14 protein-coding genes are annotated in these 16,542 nt (G+C 41.1%); 5 read left to right on the forward strand and 9 right to left on the reverse strand.

Features of this window, described 5'->3' with window-relative positions; genetic code table 11:
- Positions 1-17: 17 nt before the first annotated feature.
- On the reverse strand, positions 18-1,667 hold the full coding sequence (gene pstA / locus CIK86_RS11645; RefSeq protein WP_011327023.1) for a phosphate ABC transporter permease PstA: 1,650 nt from the start codon (positions 1,665-1,667) through the stop codon (positions 18-20).
- Between the two features lie 14 nt (positions 1,668-1,681).
- Positions 1,682-3,916 carry an ABC transporter permease subunit gene (locus CIK86_RS11650; RefSeq protein ID WP_086994804.1) on the reverse strand — a complete coding sequence of 745 codons (2,235 nt, stop codon included), beginning with the start codon at positions 3,914-3,916 and terminating at the stop codon, positions 1,682-1,684.
- A 357-nt stretch (positions 3,917-4,273) separates the two neighbouring features.
- Here CIK86_RS11650 and CIK86_RS11655 point away from each other — a divergent pair, with 357 nt between their 5' ends.
- The gene (locus CIK86_RS11655) at positions 4,274-4,780 is read left to right on the forward strand and encodes an ACT domain-containing protein (RefSeq protein WP_011327021.1); all 507 of its coding nucleotides are present in this window, start codon (positions 4,274-4,276) and stop codon (positions 4,778-4,780) included.
- A 266-nt stretch (positions 4,781-5,046) separates the two neighbouring features.
- Here CIK86_RS11655 and CIK86_RS11660 read toward each other — a convergent pair whose 3' ends face one another.
- The 6 genes from CIK86_RS11660 to CIK86_RS11685 form a co-directional block, all read right to left on the reverse strand.
- The gene (locus CIK86_RS11660; RefSeq protein ID WP_011327019.1) at positions 5,047-5,502 is read right to left on the reverse strand and encodes a hypothetical protein; all 456 of its coding nucleotides are present in this window, start codon (positions 5,500-5,502) and stop codon (positions 5,047-5,049) included.
- A gap of 141 nt (positions 5,503-5,643) precedes the next feature.
- A complete protein-coding gene (locus CIK86_RS11665) occupies positions 5,644-8,760 on the reverse strand; it encodes an efflux RND transporter permease subunit (RefSeq protein ID WP_086994807.1) in 3,117 nt (1,038 codons plus the stop codon).
- 8 nt (positions 8,761-8,768) lie between these two features.
- On the reverse strand, positions 8,769-10,517 hold the full coding sequence (locus tag CIK86_RS11670; protein WP_086994810.1) for an efflux RND transporter periplasmic adaptor subunit: 1,749 nt from the start codon (positions 10,515-10,517) through the stop codon (positions 8,769-8,771).
- Positions 10,507-11,832 carry a TolC family protein gene (locus tag CIK86_RS11675; protein WP_011327016.1) on the reverse strand — a complete coding sequence of 442 codons (1,326 nt, stop codon included), beginning with the start codon at positions 11,830-11,832 and terminating at the stop codon, positions 10,507-10,509. Before CIK86_RS11675 ends, CIK86_RS11670 begins: the two co-directional genes overlap by 11 nt.
- Before the next feature lie 91 nt (positions 11,833-11,923).
- The gene (locus CIK86_RS11680; RefSeq protein ID WP_011327015.1) at positions 11,924-12,295 is read right to left on the reverse strand and encodes a hypothetical protein; all 372 of its coding nucleotides are present in this window, start codon (positions 12,293-12,295) and stop codon (positions 11,924-11,926) included.
- Between the two features lie 137 nt (positions 12,296-12,432).
- Positions 12,433-13,041, reverse strand: coding sequence for a paraquat-inducible protein A (locus tag CIK86_RS11685; RefSeq protein ID WP_011327014.1), 609 nt, complete (start codon positions 13,039-13,041; stop codon positions 12,433-12,435).
- A gap of 241 nt (positions 13,042-13,282) precedes the next feature.
- Between CIK86_RS11685 and CIK86_RS11690 the strand changes: the two genes are divergently transcribed.
- Both CIK86_RS11690 and CIK86_RS11695 read left to right on the forward strand, forming a co-directional pair.
- Positions 13,283-13,849, forward strand: a complete 567-nt coding sequence (locus tag CIK86_RS11690) for an alkylphosphonate utilization protein (RefSeq protein ID WP_086994814.1) — start codon at positions 13,283-13,285, stop codon at positions 13,847-13,849.
- Positions 13,850-13,996: 147 nt separating this feature from the next.
- Positions 13,997-14,824 carry an META domain-containing protein gene (locus CIK86_RS11695; RefSeq protein ID WP_086994817.1) on the forward strand — a complete coding sequence of 276 codons (828 nt, stop codon included), beginning with the start codon at positions 13,997-13,999 and terminating at the stop codon, positions 14,822-14,824.
- Positions 14,825-14,880: 56 nt separating this feature from the next.
- Here the strand turns inward: CIK86_RS11695 and rlmJ are convergent, their stop codons facing one another.
- Positions 14,881-15,720, reverse strand: a complete 840-nt coding sequence (gene rlmJ, locus CIK86_RS11700) for a 23S rRNA (adenine(2030)-N(6))-methyltransferase RlmJ (RefSeq protein WP_086994820.1) — start codon at positions 15,718-15,720, stop codon at positions 14,881-14,883.
- Between the two features lie 238 nt (positions 15,721-15,958).
- On the opposite strand from rlmJ, the gene zapB reads away from it, so the two are divergent.
- Positions 15,959-16,189: a cell division protein ZapB gene (zapB, locus tag CIK86_RS11705; RefSeq protein ID WP_011327009.1), complete on the forward strand. Its 231-nt coding sequence runs from the start codon at positions 15,959-15,961 to the stop codon at positions 16,187-16,189.
- A complete protein-coding gene (locus CIK86_RS11710) occupies positions 16,189-16,494 on the forward strand; it encodes a cell division protein ZapA (protein WP_011327008.1) in 306 nt (101 codons plus the stop codon). The genes zapB and CIK86_RS11710 overlap by 1 nt, the downstream gene beginning before the upstream one ends.
- Positions 16,495-16,542: the final 48 nt, after the last annotated feature.

The following is a 16,542-nucleotide window of genomic DNA, read 5'->3' on the forward strand; positions in this document are numbered from 1 at the left end:
TTACCTATTAAATCTTATTAAAGCTCAAGCGATCTGAATTTTTCACGTAAATGATTACGTATACCAATAGCGGTTATGTTGAGGGTAATAATTACCGACACTAATAAAAATGCCGTTGCATATACCAGCGGTCGGGCCGCTTCAACATTCGGGCTTTGAAAGCCAACATCGTAAATATGAAAACCTAAGTGCATAAACTTTCTGTCTAAGTGAAAGTATGGAAAGTTACCATCAAGCGGTAACGTAGGTGCCATTTTTACTACACCCACCAGCATTAATGGCGCTACTTCACCTGCTGCACGCGCAACAGCCAGTATTAAACCTGTCATAATTGCTGGGCTTGCCATAGGTATAACAATACGCCATAAGGTTTCTGCTTGTGTGGCACCAAGCGCTAATGATCCGTGGCGTACCGTACTTGGAATACGCGATAGTCCTTCTTCAGTGGAAACAATAACCACAGGCAAGGTAAGTATTGCCAGTGTTAAAGCCGACCACATAACACCTGGTGTACCAAATACCGGAGTAGGTGATGACTCAGGATAAAATAATTGGTCAAGGCTGCCACCTAGCATATAAACAAAAAAGCCTAAGCCAAATACACCATATACAATAGAAGGTACACCGGCTAGGTTAATTACCGCAATACGGATCATCTTAGTTACCGCATTTTTAGCCGCGTATTCATGCAAGTAAATTGCAGCAACCACCCCAAATGGCGTCACAATAACAGCCATTAGCATAACCATAAACACGGTACCAAATATGGCCGGAAATACGCCACCTTCGGTATTTGCTTCGCGAGGGTCATCTGATACAAACTTACCTAATTGGATAAAGTAATGGCCCAGTTTGGTTAAAAAGCTCATGTCGTTTGGAAACCACACATCTAATACTTGATACAATGGAATGGTGACTATTTCGCCGCGCATATCTTTAACCATAACTTGGTCGCGCTGTGCTTGTTTACGCAGTGCAAACAGTTGCTTTTCGAGCACCGCATACTCGGCACGTAGTTCTGCACGCGCCTCTGCAAGCTCAGCAACACGTTCGTCTGTAAGTTCATTATCAAGTAAGTAGGATTTTTCTTTTAGCCTTAGACGTTCCAGTTCATAGTTAATATGACCAATATCACCGTTTTGTAAATCAAGTGCTTCGTCGTTTAAATCAACTGCCCGTTCAACCAGCTTATGTAAATAGGCTACCTTATCGCCGGTAACAGGTTGTCCGTCTTCAATTACGCCTTCTACGTAGCCATAAAAATTACCATTTTTGCTACGCTCAAACACGGCAAGGGTGGTAGGCGTTGATTGGTTTTTTATGTCGGTGTTTAATATCCAACGAAAATCTAAATCTACATATTCACGGTTACCGGTTTTAATTAATAACCGCTCAAATTCTTCCCTATCATATGCCGAAACATCAACACCGGTTGCCGCTAAACGCGCTTTGGGTACCAATTCTCGATCGTAAATTTCACCAATAATAGTTTGTTTTGCAATTGAGCCTTCCAGCTCAAATTGCACTACCTCTGAAGGCCAGAAAAAGCTTAACCCTTTCCACGCTATCATAGCTAATAAACCAATTACTGAAATTAAGCTGATGCTCACCGCACCACCGGTCATCCAAATCCAAGGAGAACCAGACCTAAACCACTGCTTTACCATGTCGTGTTCTCCACTTACATTGAGCTGTATTTTTCACGCAGTTGCTGACGAACAAACTCAGCAATGGTGTTAAAAACAAAGGTAAATATAAATAATACAAATGCTGCTAAAAACAATATTCTGTAATGCGAACTACCCACTTCCGACTCTGGCATTTCAACCGCAATATTTGCCGCAAGCGTACGCATTCCCTGAAACACACTCCAATCCATAATCGGGGTATTACCGGTTGCCATAAGCACTATCATGGTTTCGCCTACTGCGCGGCCAAGGCCCATCATTACCGCAGAAAATATTCCAGGGCTGGCGGTAAGTAATACCACGCGTATCAGTGTTTGCCACTGTGTTGCACCCAGTGCCAGTGAGCCATTAGACAAATGCTTAGGCACGCTAAATACCGCGTCTTCCGCAATCGAAAATATAGTAGGAATTACAGCAAAGCCCATCGCAATACCCACTACCAAGGCATTACGCTGATCGAAGGTCATGCCAAGCTCGTTAGTTAAATATTGGCGCACGTTACCATCAAACATCCACAGCTCAACAGTTTCGCTCATCGCAAACGAAAACCAACCAATAAATAACACTACCGGTATAAGTATAATGGCATGCGATCCTTCAGGAATTTTATGGCGAATACTGGCTGGTAATTTAGTCCAACCAAGCGCAGTAGCCAAAATACCTAAAGGTAATAACACCAGTAAGCCAACTATGGCTGGTAAGTGCTGCTCTATTAAAGGCGCTAACCATAGGCCCGCTAAAAACCCCAAAATAACGGTAGGAAGTGCTTCCATTATTTCTACCGTTGGCTTAACCACTTTACGCAGTTCACTCGACATAAAGTAAGCGGTATAAATAGCAGCAGAAATCGCGATAGGTACGGCAAATAGCATGGCGTAAAATGCCGCCTTTAAGGTACCAAACGAAATAGGCACTAACGAAAACTTAGACTCAAAGTCGTCACTGGCTGAGGTTGATTGCCAAATATAACCTGGCTCTGGGTAACCTTCGTACCACACTTCTTGCCAAAGTGCAGACCAAGTAACTTCAGGATGTTCGTTATGAACTTCTAATACGGTTAGTTTGTTGTCAGCAACAATTAGCGCTGCATTTGCACGCGGTGCTATAGCAAAGTTTTTAATTGCTCCTTCGCTTACTTTGCCTTGCCACAATTTTGCTTGGCTTGTGGTGTAATAAACGCCTAACTCACCATTACTACTGGTAGTAAAAAAGGTACGGCGGTAAAACTCAGTAAATACGTTTAACTTACTTTGCTTTGTTGTTTCAAATGAGCGGATTTTTTGATATTCACGGCCACTATCGGTATTTATTTCAAACCACTGCGATACCTTTCCATTATCGTTTGCCAACATAAGAGAGTTAGCGCCCGCAAGTAATTGCGCCGCAACAATATTAGCGTTTTCTTCATTGGCAGACAGTAATTGAATTTGCTCTACTTCGCTTGGGTCACGCGTATCGTAAACATAAATTTGATTAGCTGAGCGCACAAATACTCGGGTAGTATCTGGCGACATAAGTAACTCATCTACTCGCCCTGCAACATCTAGCTCGGTGCGTTCCACAAGCCATTCTACTTCGCCGCTAAACATGTTTTCTTCAGCAACAAAGCTACTAAATAAAACGCGCTTGTCGGCTGTTAGCGCAACAACGGCTGTTTTGTCTTCAAAGTGGCTAAATGCAAAACGCTTTATAGCAGCACCTTGCTCGTCTACCTCTAAAGCAAGTTCGCCTAGCGGATAATCTAAACGTGGAGTTAATTTACGTTCGTTATTTGGAAACGTCACCATAAATTTAGGAATAACAATTTTTACACTGCCATTTTCTAAACCATATGCATATTGCCCCTGAAACGGTGCACTGGTAGCAAAGCTACTCACATCGCTAGGCAGGGTTACCTCTAGCGTTTTTAGCTTTTTACCAAAGTTAGCTTTTTCAACACTATAAAAGTCAACACTCCCTTGCTGGCTTAATAAATAAGCAACTTCAGTTTGTTCCTCAACGCCTACTCCCACTATTTGCTCTGCGTTTGTAAGATTAAAACTGTCGCGCTTTTCAACTTTAGCTGATTCAAAAATTGGCTGTACTATATAAAGAAGGTAGAAAAAAATTAATAGCAGCGCTATTAATACCATTACTCCACCTACGGTTATGCCAAACTGGGCAAGTCGGTCTTTAAATAGACGGCTTCGATCCGTATTAAAAGTCGGCTTATTCGGATTGGAAGTCATCAAAACATCCTTTAATCTTAACGTTGCAGTGATTATATTTCATCAAAGTGACAGTAATGTTACAGCGGTAATAATTATTTACCGTGTAATTTAAATATCTTTAAGATCAAATAGCAGCCGTGTTTATGCAGTATTGATGAACTAAATATTATATTTATTGGACAAAGTATTTATCGAGGTCAATACTCAGGAAGCATTTAGTTAATAATTATGGTTTGTTGCAAGGGCTGCACTGTAGGATTAAAGGTCTAACTTTAGCAACTAAATCATAATATTTAACCTGAACTCTGAATAGAGTTAAACAACACTTAATGCCTATGCATTACCTTATTTGGGCTTTAAAGAAGAGAACTATTTATGAAGCAGTTGGTTATAACCATTTTAGGACAAGATCGTCCTGGTTTAGTAGAGAGCATTTCATCCGTTATTTTAGAAAATCATGGCAACTGGCTAAGCAGCAACTTGAGCCATTTGCTCGGTCACTTTGCAGGTATTATTCAGATTGAAGTTAGCGAAGAGCATTTTCAGGCACTGCAAAATGCGCTCAATGCTCTGCCTAAACTTGATGTACGTATTGAAACAGGCAATACAGAAATAGAACCCGCCACACGTGAGCAACTTAACTTTGTTATTACCGGTAACGATCGCCCGGGTATTGTGCAAGAGCTTGCAAGTGTAATTCGTCATAAAGGAGCCAATATTACTCACTTAAACTCAAGGCAACAAAGCGCACCTAATTGGGGCGTGCCTATTTTTAGTGCTGTTGCTACAGTAACACTACCTAATGGGTTGAATAAAGAAGAAGTAATTAATGCATTAGAGTCGATAACAAGCGACTTAATTGTTGATGTAGAAAAGGTTTAACAAAATAACGGCGCTACACACCATAGTGTAGCGCCGTTATTTTTATTAGTTTTAACTGTATATAAATTTACATAACCTGAACTCTGGTTAAGAGATTTACTAACGTATTGAATCATAATTATATTTAACTGTATTTTCTCTAGCTAGAGATTTTCAGTGAAAATAAGGCGAATTTACGCGTCAATAGCTGGCCTATTGCAAGAAAATTCAACACAGTTAGCGCTGAAAATAGCTGCTTAAGATAAGTTTATTATCCGGAGATCAGGTTACATATCTATATGTCGGTTTATGCTTTGTACCATTTGTTTTAATCCTTGGTACTCAAGCTGCAGTATTTGTCCGAGTTTTTCTTTGCCGTCTGCAGTTTGTGTTTTTCCCTCTAAGTACTCATAAGCATTTATTACTTTTTGATGCTGATCAGACAAATAGCCCTGAATAGCTTGCTCATCTAATTGGGTACTTCGATCTAAATCAGTAAAATTCAGTAGCTCTGGATTTTCTGCAAAATACTCATAGCAGTAGGTATCTAACGTATTTATGGTGGTGATTGCTTTAAAGCCAATTAAATCTTCAGCGAGTTTTTTTTCGTATTTAGTACAGTAATCAACTAATTGAGTATTATGCTCACCTAATAGTTCCCGCACACTAAAAAAGTTGGCCGCCATTTGTGTATGAAACAAAATAGTCCAGTCATACATTTGTTGAATTGTTTTAACTTGCATCTGCATTCCTTACTTAAGCTGAGTAAACATAGTAATGCGTAAATCGTGCCATATAAAAAAGTGAGCAATATCAATAGCAAAGTTGCAGGCTATGTAACTTAATACTGTTTTTCAGTATAAGTTACATAACCAATGTAAATATTATAGGTCGCGTTTGCGCCACAATAAATACGTTGCCGGTATTACTAATAAGGTTAAAACAACCGCACTAAACATACCCCCTACCATAGGCGCTGCTATGCGGCTCATTATTTCACTGCCCGTGCCAGTGCCATAAAGTACCGGTAATAAACCTATCACTATAGTAGCTACTGTCATCATTACGGGGCGTACTCTTAGCCCTGCGCCCTCTGTTATTGCTTGCTTAAGCTGCTCATAATTAAGCGGCACACCAGTTTGTTGTGCTTGGGTAATTTTTTCTTGGTAGGCCTGATTTAAATACACCAGCATGATCACCCCAATTTCTACGGCCACCCCTGCAAGTGCAATAAAGCCCACCCCAACAGCCACCGAAAAGTTAAAGCCTTCTAGGTACATTAGCCATATTCCGCCAATCATCGCCAACGGTAAAGTAACGATAATAATCAATACCTCCGCAAAGCTTCTAAAGTTCAGATACAGCAGCACTACAATAATGGCTAACGTTAGTGGTAATACGTAAGCAAGCTTATCTTTAGCACGCTGCATATATTCATATTGCCCAGCCCAGGTAATTGAATATCCTGCAGGTAGTATCAATTGCTCATGCAAAATTTGCTGGGCGTTTTCTACATATGTACCAATATCAATATTTTCTATATCAATAAAGCTCCAACCATTTAAGCGGGCATTTTCACTTTTTATTCCGGCTGGGCCATCTTCAATAAAGACCTTAGCAACATCGGCTAAAGCTATACGCTGCCCGGCTGGAGTTACAATAGGAAGTAACATTAGCTCCTCAGGTGAATCGCGGTAACCTTGCGGGTATCGTAGATTTACCGGATAGCGCTCTTGCCCTTCTACGGTTTGGGTGACATTTGTGCCGCCAATAGCAGTAGCTACAACTTGCTGTATATCGGCAATATTTAAACTATAGCGCGCCGCTTTTTCACGGTTTATATCTACCTTAATATAACGCCCACCAGCAACTCGCTCAGAATAAACGGATGCCGTACCCGGTACATCTTTTAAAATGCTTTCAATTTGTTGACCTATTTTTTGAATTTCACTCAATTTAGGGCCAGCAACTTTAATCCCCACCGGGGTTTTAATGCCGGTTGCTAACATATCAATACGGGTTTTTATTGGCATAACCCATGCGTTAGTTACCCCAGGAAACTTCACTAAACTATCTAGCTCTTTTTTGAGTTTATCTAGGGTCATACCTTCGCGCCATTGATCTTTAGCCTTGAGCTGAATAAAGGTTTCTATCATGGTAAGCGGCGCTGGATCTGTGGCGGTTTCTGCTCGCCCTACTTTACCAAATACAGTTAGTACCTCTGGCACAGTGGCAATTAATTTATCGGTTTGCTGTAACAACTCCCGCGCTTTACCAATCGAAATACCTGGATAAGTAGTTGGCATATACATTAAATCGCCCTCATCAAGGGGGGGAATAAACTCGCTCCCCATTTTATTTACAGGATAAAAGCCAATCACTGCAATCAACGTAGCTAAGGCCAAAGTTGCTTTAGGAAACTTAAGTACTGCGTTAAGTAATGGTTTATAAGCATTTACCAGCATACGGTTAACCGGATTTTTTTGCTCTGAAATTACTTTGCCGCGAATAAAGTATCCCATAAGTACCGGTACTAAAGTAATTGCAAGCCCAGCAGAGGCAGCCATAGCATAGGTTTTAGTGTACGCCAGCGGGGCAAACATACGCCCTTCTTGCGCCTCTAAAATAAATACCGGCATAAAACTTACCGTAATTATCATTAAGCTAAAAAATAATGCGGGGCCGACTTCACTGGCCGAATCAATCACCACTTGCCAGCGGTTTTCATCGGTTAGTGGGGTTTTTTCCATATGTTTGTGCATATTTTCAATCATCACTATGGCGCCATCGGTCATGGCGCCAATTGCAATGGCAATACCGCCAAGCGACATAATATTGGCATTAATACCTTGCCAGTACATAATTAAAAATGCTGTTAAAATACCCAGTGGTAGAGTAATAATCGCTACTAAAGATGAGCGCACATGAAACAAAAATACAATGCAAACCAAAGCAACCACAACCAACTCTTCGAGTAATTTACTGCTTAAGTTATCAACTGCATCTTTAATCAAGTTGGAGCGGTCGTACACGGGTACAATTTCAACTCCCGCTGGTAACCCTTTTTTTAATGATTCGAGCTTTGCTTTTACCAGCTCAATGGTTTTTTGCGCGTTTTCACCGAAGCGCATTACCACTACGCCACCAGCCACTTCGCCTTCGCCATTAAGTTCGGCAATACCACGGCGCATTTGCGGCCCTAGACGAATATCGGCCACATCACGCAATTGCAGTGGTGTGGCATTAGTATTTACACCTAAAGGAATCGCTTCTAAATCGGCGACACTTTTAATATAGCCGGTGCTAGTAACCATGTATTCAGCCTCGGCCATTTCGACTACCGATGCGCCCATTTCTTGATTGCCTTGGGCAATGGCAGTTTGAATTAAGCTCAGTGGAATGCCATAAGCTCGTAACTTATCGGGGTCAACCGTAACTTGGTACTGTTTTACCATGCCCCCTACTGAGGCAACCTCAGATACGCCAGGTACGGTTTGTAATTCAAATTTTAAAAACCAATCTTGTAAGCTGCGTAATTGGCTAATATCGTGTTGATTAGTTTTATCTACCAGTGCATATAAGTAAATCCAACCAACACCGGTGGCATCGGGGCCAAGCTCTGCGCTGGCTGTAGCTGGCAAGCGGCTCGCTACTTGGCTTAAATATTCTTGTACTCGGCTACGTGCCCAGTACAAATCGGTTTTTTCATCAAATATTACATATACGTAAGAGTCTCCAAAAAATGAAAAGCCCCTTACTGTTTGCGCTCCTGGCACCGATAACATTGCGGTGGTAAGTGGAAAAGTAACCTGATCTTGCACTACTTGCGGTGCTTGCCCCGGATACGAGGTTTTAATAATTACTTGCACATCTGATAAGTCGGGCAAGGCATCAACTGGGGTATTTTTAACAGCAAATAAGCCCCCGCCAATTAAAATAACGGTCAGTAACAACACAAAAAAGCGATTAAGAACGGACCAACGTATAATTGCAGCTATCATATTGCCTCCTAATGCGCGTTATGCAATTGCATAGTGTGATTACCTGATGCGCTTGTAGAGTGCTCACCATTTATGTGGCTAATCACAAACTCCCCTTGCTGCAAACTAAAGGTAAAGTTTATTTGTTGCTGCGCTGCAAGTGCGGTTAAATCTATATCATCTGCAAAGGTAAAATCGAGCCTTGCAGGTTCGCGTCCCCATTTTTCTATTGCACCACGGCTAATATTTGCTATGCGCTGTGCTTTATCAATACTGTTAATTGTGCCCAAAACAGTTGCTGTATTTTTTTCGCTATTTGTTACTGTGCTTTTCATTATATGAATAGCCGTTAATACATAACTGCCATCAGCTTGCTTAGTCAGCTCAAAATGTAATGTTTGGCCATTTTCAAAAGCAGTAAAGTCAACATCATCAGCAACCGTAAAGTCCATTGTCATACTAGGCCAATCAAGTTCAGCTATCGGCTCATGGCTAATATTAACCATACGATGTTCCGCCATAATGCTATTAACAATGCCCTCGCTCCATACAGAGCTAACAGCTTGAGGGGCTTGCATACGTTTAAAGTCTGAGCTTTTACTTGATTCTGAATCTAATATAAATTGCGCCGAAACCACCACGTCATCATCTGCCATTATTCCTGATAATATTGCGGTGTTTTTACTGTCACTTCTGCCCATTTCTACAGCCACAGATTTAAAGCGCCCCTCGCCCAAGGCAACCACTACACGGTTTTGGTTACCGGTGCGGATCACCGCTTCTTTAGGGACTACTAATTGCGCTTTATTGGCTTGAGTATGAATATTTACTTGGGCAAACATATTAGGCTTAAGTTTATGGCCTTCGTTATTAAAGCGCAGGCGCACTCGCAAGGTCCGGTTTTTAGCATCGAGTGTTGGGTAAATATAATCCACTTTACCCTGCCAGCTTTGGCCACTTAAATAATCAAGCGTCATGCTTACTGGCTGGCCAATCTTAATTAGCTCAGCTTGGCGCTCAAACACTTGCGCTTCAACCCATACCTCATCAAGCTTACCAATACTCATCATAGTGGTGCCGGGGTTAACATAAAAACCTTCGCGCACATTTAGCTCTTCAACTACGCCACTTTGAATGGCATAAAAGGTAATGTTTTGCATTACTTGCTTACTTTTTTGCAGCCGCTCTACAAAATCATCCGATATATTAAGTGACTTTAAGCGTGCTTTAGCTGCGCGAATAAGCACCTGATTGTTACGATTGAGCGCTAATAGAAACTCTTCTTGGGCATTCACTAATTGCGGTGAGTACAAGGTATAAAGTGGCTCACCTTGCTCAACACTGTCACCCGCTGCTTTGATATAAAGCGTTTCTAACCAACCCTCTACACGAGGGTGAATATGAATAAGTTGATCTTGATTATATTGCACATAGCCAACCGTTTTAACTTCATTTTGTAACGCTTTGTACTGTACTTTGGCGATTCTTACCCCGAGATTATTAACCACCGCTGGCGAAATAGTCACAGCACCTGGGCCATCTAAATTGCTACTACTGCCTGGTGCTTCATCGTAAACAGGCACTAAGTCCATGCCCATTGGCGAAAGCCCGGGTTCATCACGTCGATAATTACTATCCATGGGTGCTACCCAGTACAGTGGTTGTTTTTCTGTGCTTGCTTTAATATCAGTATTGCTCGCGGGCATAAGCGATAATACTAATGCCGTTACTCCACCACCCACTACAGCTGCTATTAATAGTTTTAAATTAGTATTCACGATTTTGCTCTCCTAATTGTTCAAGCATCACAGCAGCGTCTTGGCTACTGGCATAATAATTTAGACGAGCAATAATAATTTGTTGGTCTATTTGAATATTTAAGCCGTCAATTTTGGCATTAAGCTCACTAATACGAGCACGCATAACTTCTGAAAAATCACCGTCGTCCCGCGTGTATGCATTGAGTGTGGCTTGGGCTTGCTCTGCCATTTGCGGTAATAACTTAGTTTGATAAAGCGTATCGCGTTTTTGTAGCTGCATTAATTGGCTAAACTCTTTGAAATACATCCCTTTTAACTTTTGCAGCGCTATTAACTTTTGAGTTTTAACTGCTTCAGCTGTCGCTATTGCAGCGTTAACTTGCTGATCTTGGCGGTTACTAGTAAATAACGGCAAATCAATACTTACCCCAACAGAGAGTAAATCGGCTCGTGAGTCTCCCATAGGCGTATCACCTCGATGGCTATAGCCCATATTTACTCCAAACTGCGGCTTATAACTTTGCTTTGCGAGCGCTATTTCTGTTTGCTTAGCTGTTACTGTTTGATCAATAGCAACAATCGCGGGATGCGCCATAAGTAACGACATTAGCGCCTCAAATTCCAGCGTGGTAAAACTAATTAACGGCTCAATAGCTGTGTTTTTAGTACTTACTGGTTGAGTTAGCATGCTCATTGGCAACCATTGCGACAGCCGTTTTTTAGCACTTTCAAGTTGCTGCGCTAGCATTACTAATTTATCTTCTAGGCGAGTGAGCTCTAACTGAGCGCGAATAATATCTTGCTGACGAGTTTTGCCTAGCGAGCTGGCATAACTTGATTCGGTTATATCAATCAGTTGCGAAAATAAGGCTTTATCTTGTTCGATAAGCGCAATGCTGCGCTGAGCTCTGTACGCATTAAGCCATGATTCAATAACAATTGTTTTTACTTGTGCAAGGCGATCGGCTCGCAACCAAGGATGTTGCTGCGCAGATTGTGCTAAGGCTTGCTGTTTTAATGCTAGGCTGTCGCCACGACTAAACATTTGGCTTACACCAATACTTAGCTGTGTCATACCTTCTTGATCTAAAGCAAAACCATCGGTTGGCACGCCCATTAAACCCAAAGTTAATACCGGATCAGGCAAACTACCTGCGGCTATACTTTGTGCTTGCTCTGAGGCTTGTTGGTACTGGCTTGCCTTTAGCCAAGGCTCATGGTTTAGCGCATACGAAAGCGCCTCATCTAGGCTAAGTTCATTGCTGTGTGCTGAGATTGCAGTTCCTAGCATTAGCGCTAAAAAACTGACTTTAAATACTGCAAAGTGATTCATCACTTACTCCACTAAAATTAAAAGATTAACTTAGAGGCAGAAAAGGTGAATTAAACGACTTGACCTAATTTTAGGTACACCTATCCTGCAATTAAGCAGACATAGGGGGGCGGTATAGCGAGCTGACTAAATGGTGTTGGTTTTGTGAGGGATAGAGCTGTATTTTTTCAGAAATAATCAGTGGGGTGCTAAATAAACCATCAACACTCAACATTGAGTACGCTGAACAAGCATTAATTGGGCAATTACATTCTTGCTCGGTTGCTGCATCATCGCAACAGTCCATATTCATCATACTGACTGACATTTGCTGATGTACTTTTTCAGTTGCAACATTAGTTGCAGCATGCTGTGTTTGGCTCATGTGCGGCATTTCACATAGCATAGCAACAGACGCAACAGCCTGACCCACAAGCGTGAGTAACATAGCGATGATCAGTAAACTAGAGTAAATGCGTTGCAAAAAGTTGCCTTATTGAGGTTCTAGGTTCTAGGTTCTAGGTTCTAGGTTCTAGGTTCTAGGTTCTAGGTTCTAGGTTCTAGGTTCTAGGTTCTAGGTTCTAGCGAAGTTTATGATAACTGAATAGTTAATACAAACCTTTATATATTTTTTGCATCTGTTTTAATAAAACTACTCGCGGCAATGGCAAATAAGCAATAACCGGTAAAATACCAAAAGCCATTCCCCAGTTCGGCGTGCATTTTAATTAGCCCACCGGTTTCACCCTCGGCATTGCCTGCAAGGTAAGTAACAATAAGTGCAATAACAAACACATCTACCATACTCCACTTACTCAAAGCGCAAATAGTTACTCCCAGATTTTGCTTAAACTTACTCGCTGGCAATAAGCAAAAGACTAATTGCATTAGTAACTTAATAGTCGGTATTACAATTGAAAAAAAAGCCACCAACACCGCCACTAAATAATTTTTATTATGAGCCAGTTCGTTAACCGTTCCCCAAATGCTGCGTGTTTTTTGATAAGCACTTATCTCACCTTCAAGTTTATCTAACCCAAACATGCTTGATGCCATCATCAGCATGTTTCGAGTGTTGCGGTCGCCTTCATCGGCAATCATCTCAATGCCTGTTTGCGCTAATTTAGACTTATCTATTTTCCCCTCTAGGGATAATACAGGCTGGGTAACACCGGGAACCAATAAAACTAAAGCAATTAAAATACTAACTATAGGGAGAAGTAAGCGCATAACATATCAAAAAAATAAACCATCATGCGCTTATCATACGCAAACTTAAACGCTGCGTCTTGCTCAATGCTAAACCGAGTTTGCTGTATTTAATTATTGTAATTTGCAGTTACAAACAAGATATAACCATACTTTTTATATGGATATGCGCTAATCCTTAGTGCAAATGTACACAAAGAGCCCAGATGGAGGTATAATAACCACATAATATTTTTGTAAAAACAGCATAAGGGCCTCCTATATGAGCATTGAACAAGCCTTAGTAGAACGTAGTAATAACCAATGTGAATTATGTGCAGCAACAGATACTTTATCTGTGTACGAAGTTCCGCCAGTTAAAGAAGCCCACTCAGATAAATGCATTTACACTTGCCAAGTATGTAAAGATCAAATTGAAGACACCGCTGAGCTAACCCCTACCCATTGGCATTGTTTAAACGACAGCATGTGGAGCCAAACTCCTGCAGTTCAGGTAGTGGCTTATCGTATGTTGAGCCGCTTAGCTGCCGACAATGGCTGGGCACAAGACGCCCTAGACATGATTTATCTAGAAGAAGATGCCCTAACATGGGCTCAACAAGTACTTGCTGAAGATGACGACTTAAAACATCTTGATAGCAATGGCGTAGTACTTAAAGCCGGTGATACCGTAACGCTAATTAAAGATTTAGATGTAAAAGGCAGCAGCCTAACCGCTAAGCGCGGTACTGCGGTACGTAATATTGGCTTAACTAGCAATCCTGAACATATAGAAGGGCGTGTTGATGGTCAACGTATTGTAATTCTGACCAAGTTTGTTAAAAAGTAAAAATATTTATTTAGGGCGCATAAGCGCCCTTTTTTACGCGTTGTAACAATCACTAAGCCAAACTTTTACTCCTCAATTAAGCCTTGATTAAGTAACTAAGCACTATCATCATTTAAAATCATCTAATTTAGTATTAAAGGAACAACGATGTTTAAACGTAAGCCAAGTTCAATTTTAAAATCGGTAGCAGGGATCAGCTTCTTAGCCAGTGGCGCATTGGTATTATCTGGATGTGATGATGCAAAGAACACTGCACAGGCAACACAGGCAACACAGGCAACACAGGCAGAGTCAACAGCAACGCTAACAACTGAAGTTAGTTACCTTGATCGCAGCATGTTGGCGCCTAATTCACAGCTAACAGTAACACTTGCCGATGTATCTAAAATGGATATTAAAGCAACCGTTATTAGCCAGCAGGTTATTGATTTAAATGGTGGTCCTCCTTATACAGTAGAGCTTGCCTACGACACTAACAAAATTAATAAAACACTTAGCTACAGCGTTAGTGCACGTATTGAAAATAATGGTGAGCTACTCTACACCAGCACAAGCAATAACAACCCATTCGCAGCAGATGCACAAACCAGCCCGTACAAAATTGTGGTTACAAAAGTAGATCAAAAACCAGATGTTGATTTAGCAAATACATATTGGAAAGCAATCACTTTAGCTGGCGATAATGTTACGGTTACAACAAAAGAACCTTTCATTCAATTTAGTAATGATGGCAAAGTGCATGGATTTTTAGGCTGCAATAACTTTAACGGTGGTTATGAAGTTAATGAGCAAACGGTGACTTTTGATCACATAGCGGCAACGCAAAAAATGTGTCATGAAAACATGGATCAAGAAGCTGCAATGTCTAGCATGCTAAGTAAAGCTGCGCAGTGGCAAGTTAATGGCGAATCGTTGAGCTTAAAAGATGAAAAAGGTGAGCAACTAGCTACCTTTAAAGCCGTTTACTTTAACTAAAATAACTGCAGTAATAATTAAAATGCCCAGTTTAACTGGGCATTTTGCTATGTGGGTTACTCTGCGACTAACTGCTCGCTGCGATAAAAACCACTTGATTCACTCAATATACTCACCAGCTCTGGCAACACCTCATCCATAACCTGTTTTAATTTCCACGGTGGATTAATTACTATCATCCCCGAGGCAGTCATGCCATGCACGTCGGTATCGGCTTTGGTAGCTAGCTCAAATAATTGAATATTACGCATGCCAGAGTCAATTAGGTCTTGCTCCATGTTGTCAATGCGGCTGCGGTCAACAACAGGATACCAAATCATGTATGTGCCTGTAGCAAAGCGCTGATACGCTTGCATCAACGTAGTAATAACAGTGTCGTAATCGTCTTTGACTTCATAAGGTGGGTCTATTAACACGCAGGCTCTGCGCGATGCAGGGGGTAATAAGCCAACCAAACCAGCAAAACCATTTTCGCCACGTACTCGAATCGAACGCTTCCCTTGCATGTTCTCCTCTAGTAATAACAAATCACGTGGGTGCAGCTCAAAAAACCAGCCTTTATCTTGGCGGCGTAAAAAGTGTTCCGCAATTTTTGGCGAACCCGGATAAAACTCTAAATCGGCTGTTTGGTTAAACGATTTGATCAGTGCAATGTAGTCGTTTAAAGCTGAGTGTTTACTAGTGTGTTGCCACAGTTTTTCAATGCCGTCTTGATACTCTTGTGTTTTTTGTGCATCGGCCGCTGCTAATTCGAAAAAGCCCGCACCCGAATGAGTGTCTATATAATCCAGTGGCTTATCTTTTAAAGTTTGGTAACCTAACACTTGTGCTAACACTAAATGTTTAAGTACATCGGCAGGGTTTCCGGCATGAAATGAGTGTCTGTAACTAAGCATTATTTATTTTCGCCATACGCTATTTAATAAAAACAGTGAACCATAAGCACTGTACTTTGACAACCTATCCCCTGATAAGCGGCCATTAAAATGAACCATTTCTGAATGAAAAAGCCAATACACTGAATTATCCCTTAACAGAGAATAAAAATCAGCTAAAACCAGCGTAAATGCTGGTAAATAAACAAACTTTGCTTTACATTTGCATTACCTTAATTACAGTTATATGAGCGCCTTTATGAATAACAACACTCTTCAACAACTCGAACAACTGATCGACCAATTAATTCAGCGTAATAATCAATTACAAGCTGATGTTTCTAATTTAAAAGAACAAAATAGTAAACTCGCTGACGACAACGAGCTTTTGCAATTAGAAGCCCTTGAAAACGAAGAAAAGCAAAAAGATGCCAGCACTACTTTATCTGGCCTGCTTGATAAGTTACAAAGCGCACAACAGGCTAGCTAATGTCTGAGCTGCAAAACCAGCGAGTCACTGTTGAATTGCTTGGTAAAGAGCAGCAATTTGCTTGCCCACCTGGGCAAGAAGAGGCACTTAAAGCGGCAGCTAAAAATCTCAATGATTTGGTTGAGCAAATGAAACAACGCTCTACTGTTAAAAATGAGCAAAATGCCCTACTTATGGCAGCCTTAAATTTAAGCCACGAATTGCTAGAAGCAAAGACTATAAAAGCCGTTGATCTGCAACACCAAGATCAACTCATTGATAAGTTGAGTCAGCACTTATCAAATGACTCTAAACATAATAAATAAAAGCGCCTAGAGCGCTTTTATTTATTACGCAGCTTTTAAACCATAATA

Source organism: Pseudoalteromonas sp. JB197 (genome assembly GCF_002332205.1).
Classification (GTDB): Bacteria; Pseudomonadota; Gammaproteobacteria; order Enterobacterales; family Alteromonadaceae; genus Pseudoalteromonas; species Pseudoalteromonas nigrifaciens.

Excerpts from the sequence above, each read along its gene's own strand:
- CIK86_RS11655 (WP_011327021.1), top strand. The coding sequence starts at position 4,274 with ATGAAGCAGTTGGTTATAACCATTTTAGGACAAGATCGTCCTGGTTTA.
- CIK86_RS11710 (WP_011327008.1), top strand. The coding sequence starts at position 16,189 with ATGTCTGAGCTGCAAAACCAGCGAGTCACTGTTGAATTGCTTGGTAAA.
- CIK86_RS11650 (WP_086994804.1), bottom strand. The coding sequence starts at position 3,916 with ATGACTTCCAATCCGAATAAGCCGACTTTTAATACGGATCGAAGCCGT.
- CIK86_RS11675 (WP_011327016.1), bottom strand. The coding sequence starts at position 11,832 with ATGAATCACTTTGCAGTATTTAAAGTCAGTTTTTTAGCGCTAATGCTA.
- CIK86_RS11685 (WP_011327014.1), bottom strand. The coding sequence starts at position 13,041 with ATGCGCTTACTTCTCCCTATAGTTAGTATTTTAATTGCTTTAGTTTTA.
- CIK86_RS11665 (WP_086994807.1), bottom strand. The coding sequence starts at position 8,760 with ATGATAGCTGCAATTATACGTTGGTCCGTTCTTAATCGCTTTTTTGTG.
- CIK86_RS11695 (WP_086994817.1), top strand. The coding sequence starts at position 13,997 with ATGTTTAAACGTAAGCCAAGTTCAATTTTAAAATCGGTAGCAGGGATC.
- CIK86_RS11690 (WP_086994814.1), top strand. The coding sequence starts at position 13,283 with ATGAGCATTGAACAAGCCTTAGTAGAACGTAGTAATAACCAATGTGAA.
- rlmJ (WP_086994820.1), bottom strand. The coding sequence starts at position 15,720 with ATGCTTAGTTACAGACACTCATTTCATGCCGGAAACCCTGCCGATGTA.
- CIK86_RS11660 (WP_011327019.1), bottom strand. The coding sequence starts at position 5,502 with ATGCAAGTTAAAACAATTCAACAAATGTATGACTGGACTATTTTGTTT.
- zapB (WP_011327009.1), top strand. The coding sequence starts at position 15,959 with ATGAATAACAACACTCTTCAACAACTCGAACAACTGATCGACCAATTA.
- pstA (WP_011327023.1), bottom strand. The coding sequence starts at position 1,667 with ATGGTAAAGCAGTGGTTTAGGTCTGGTTCTCCTTGGATTTGGATGACC.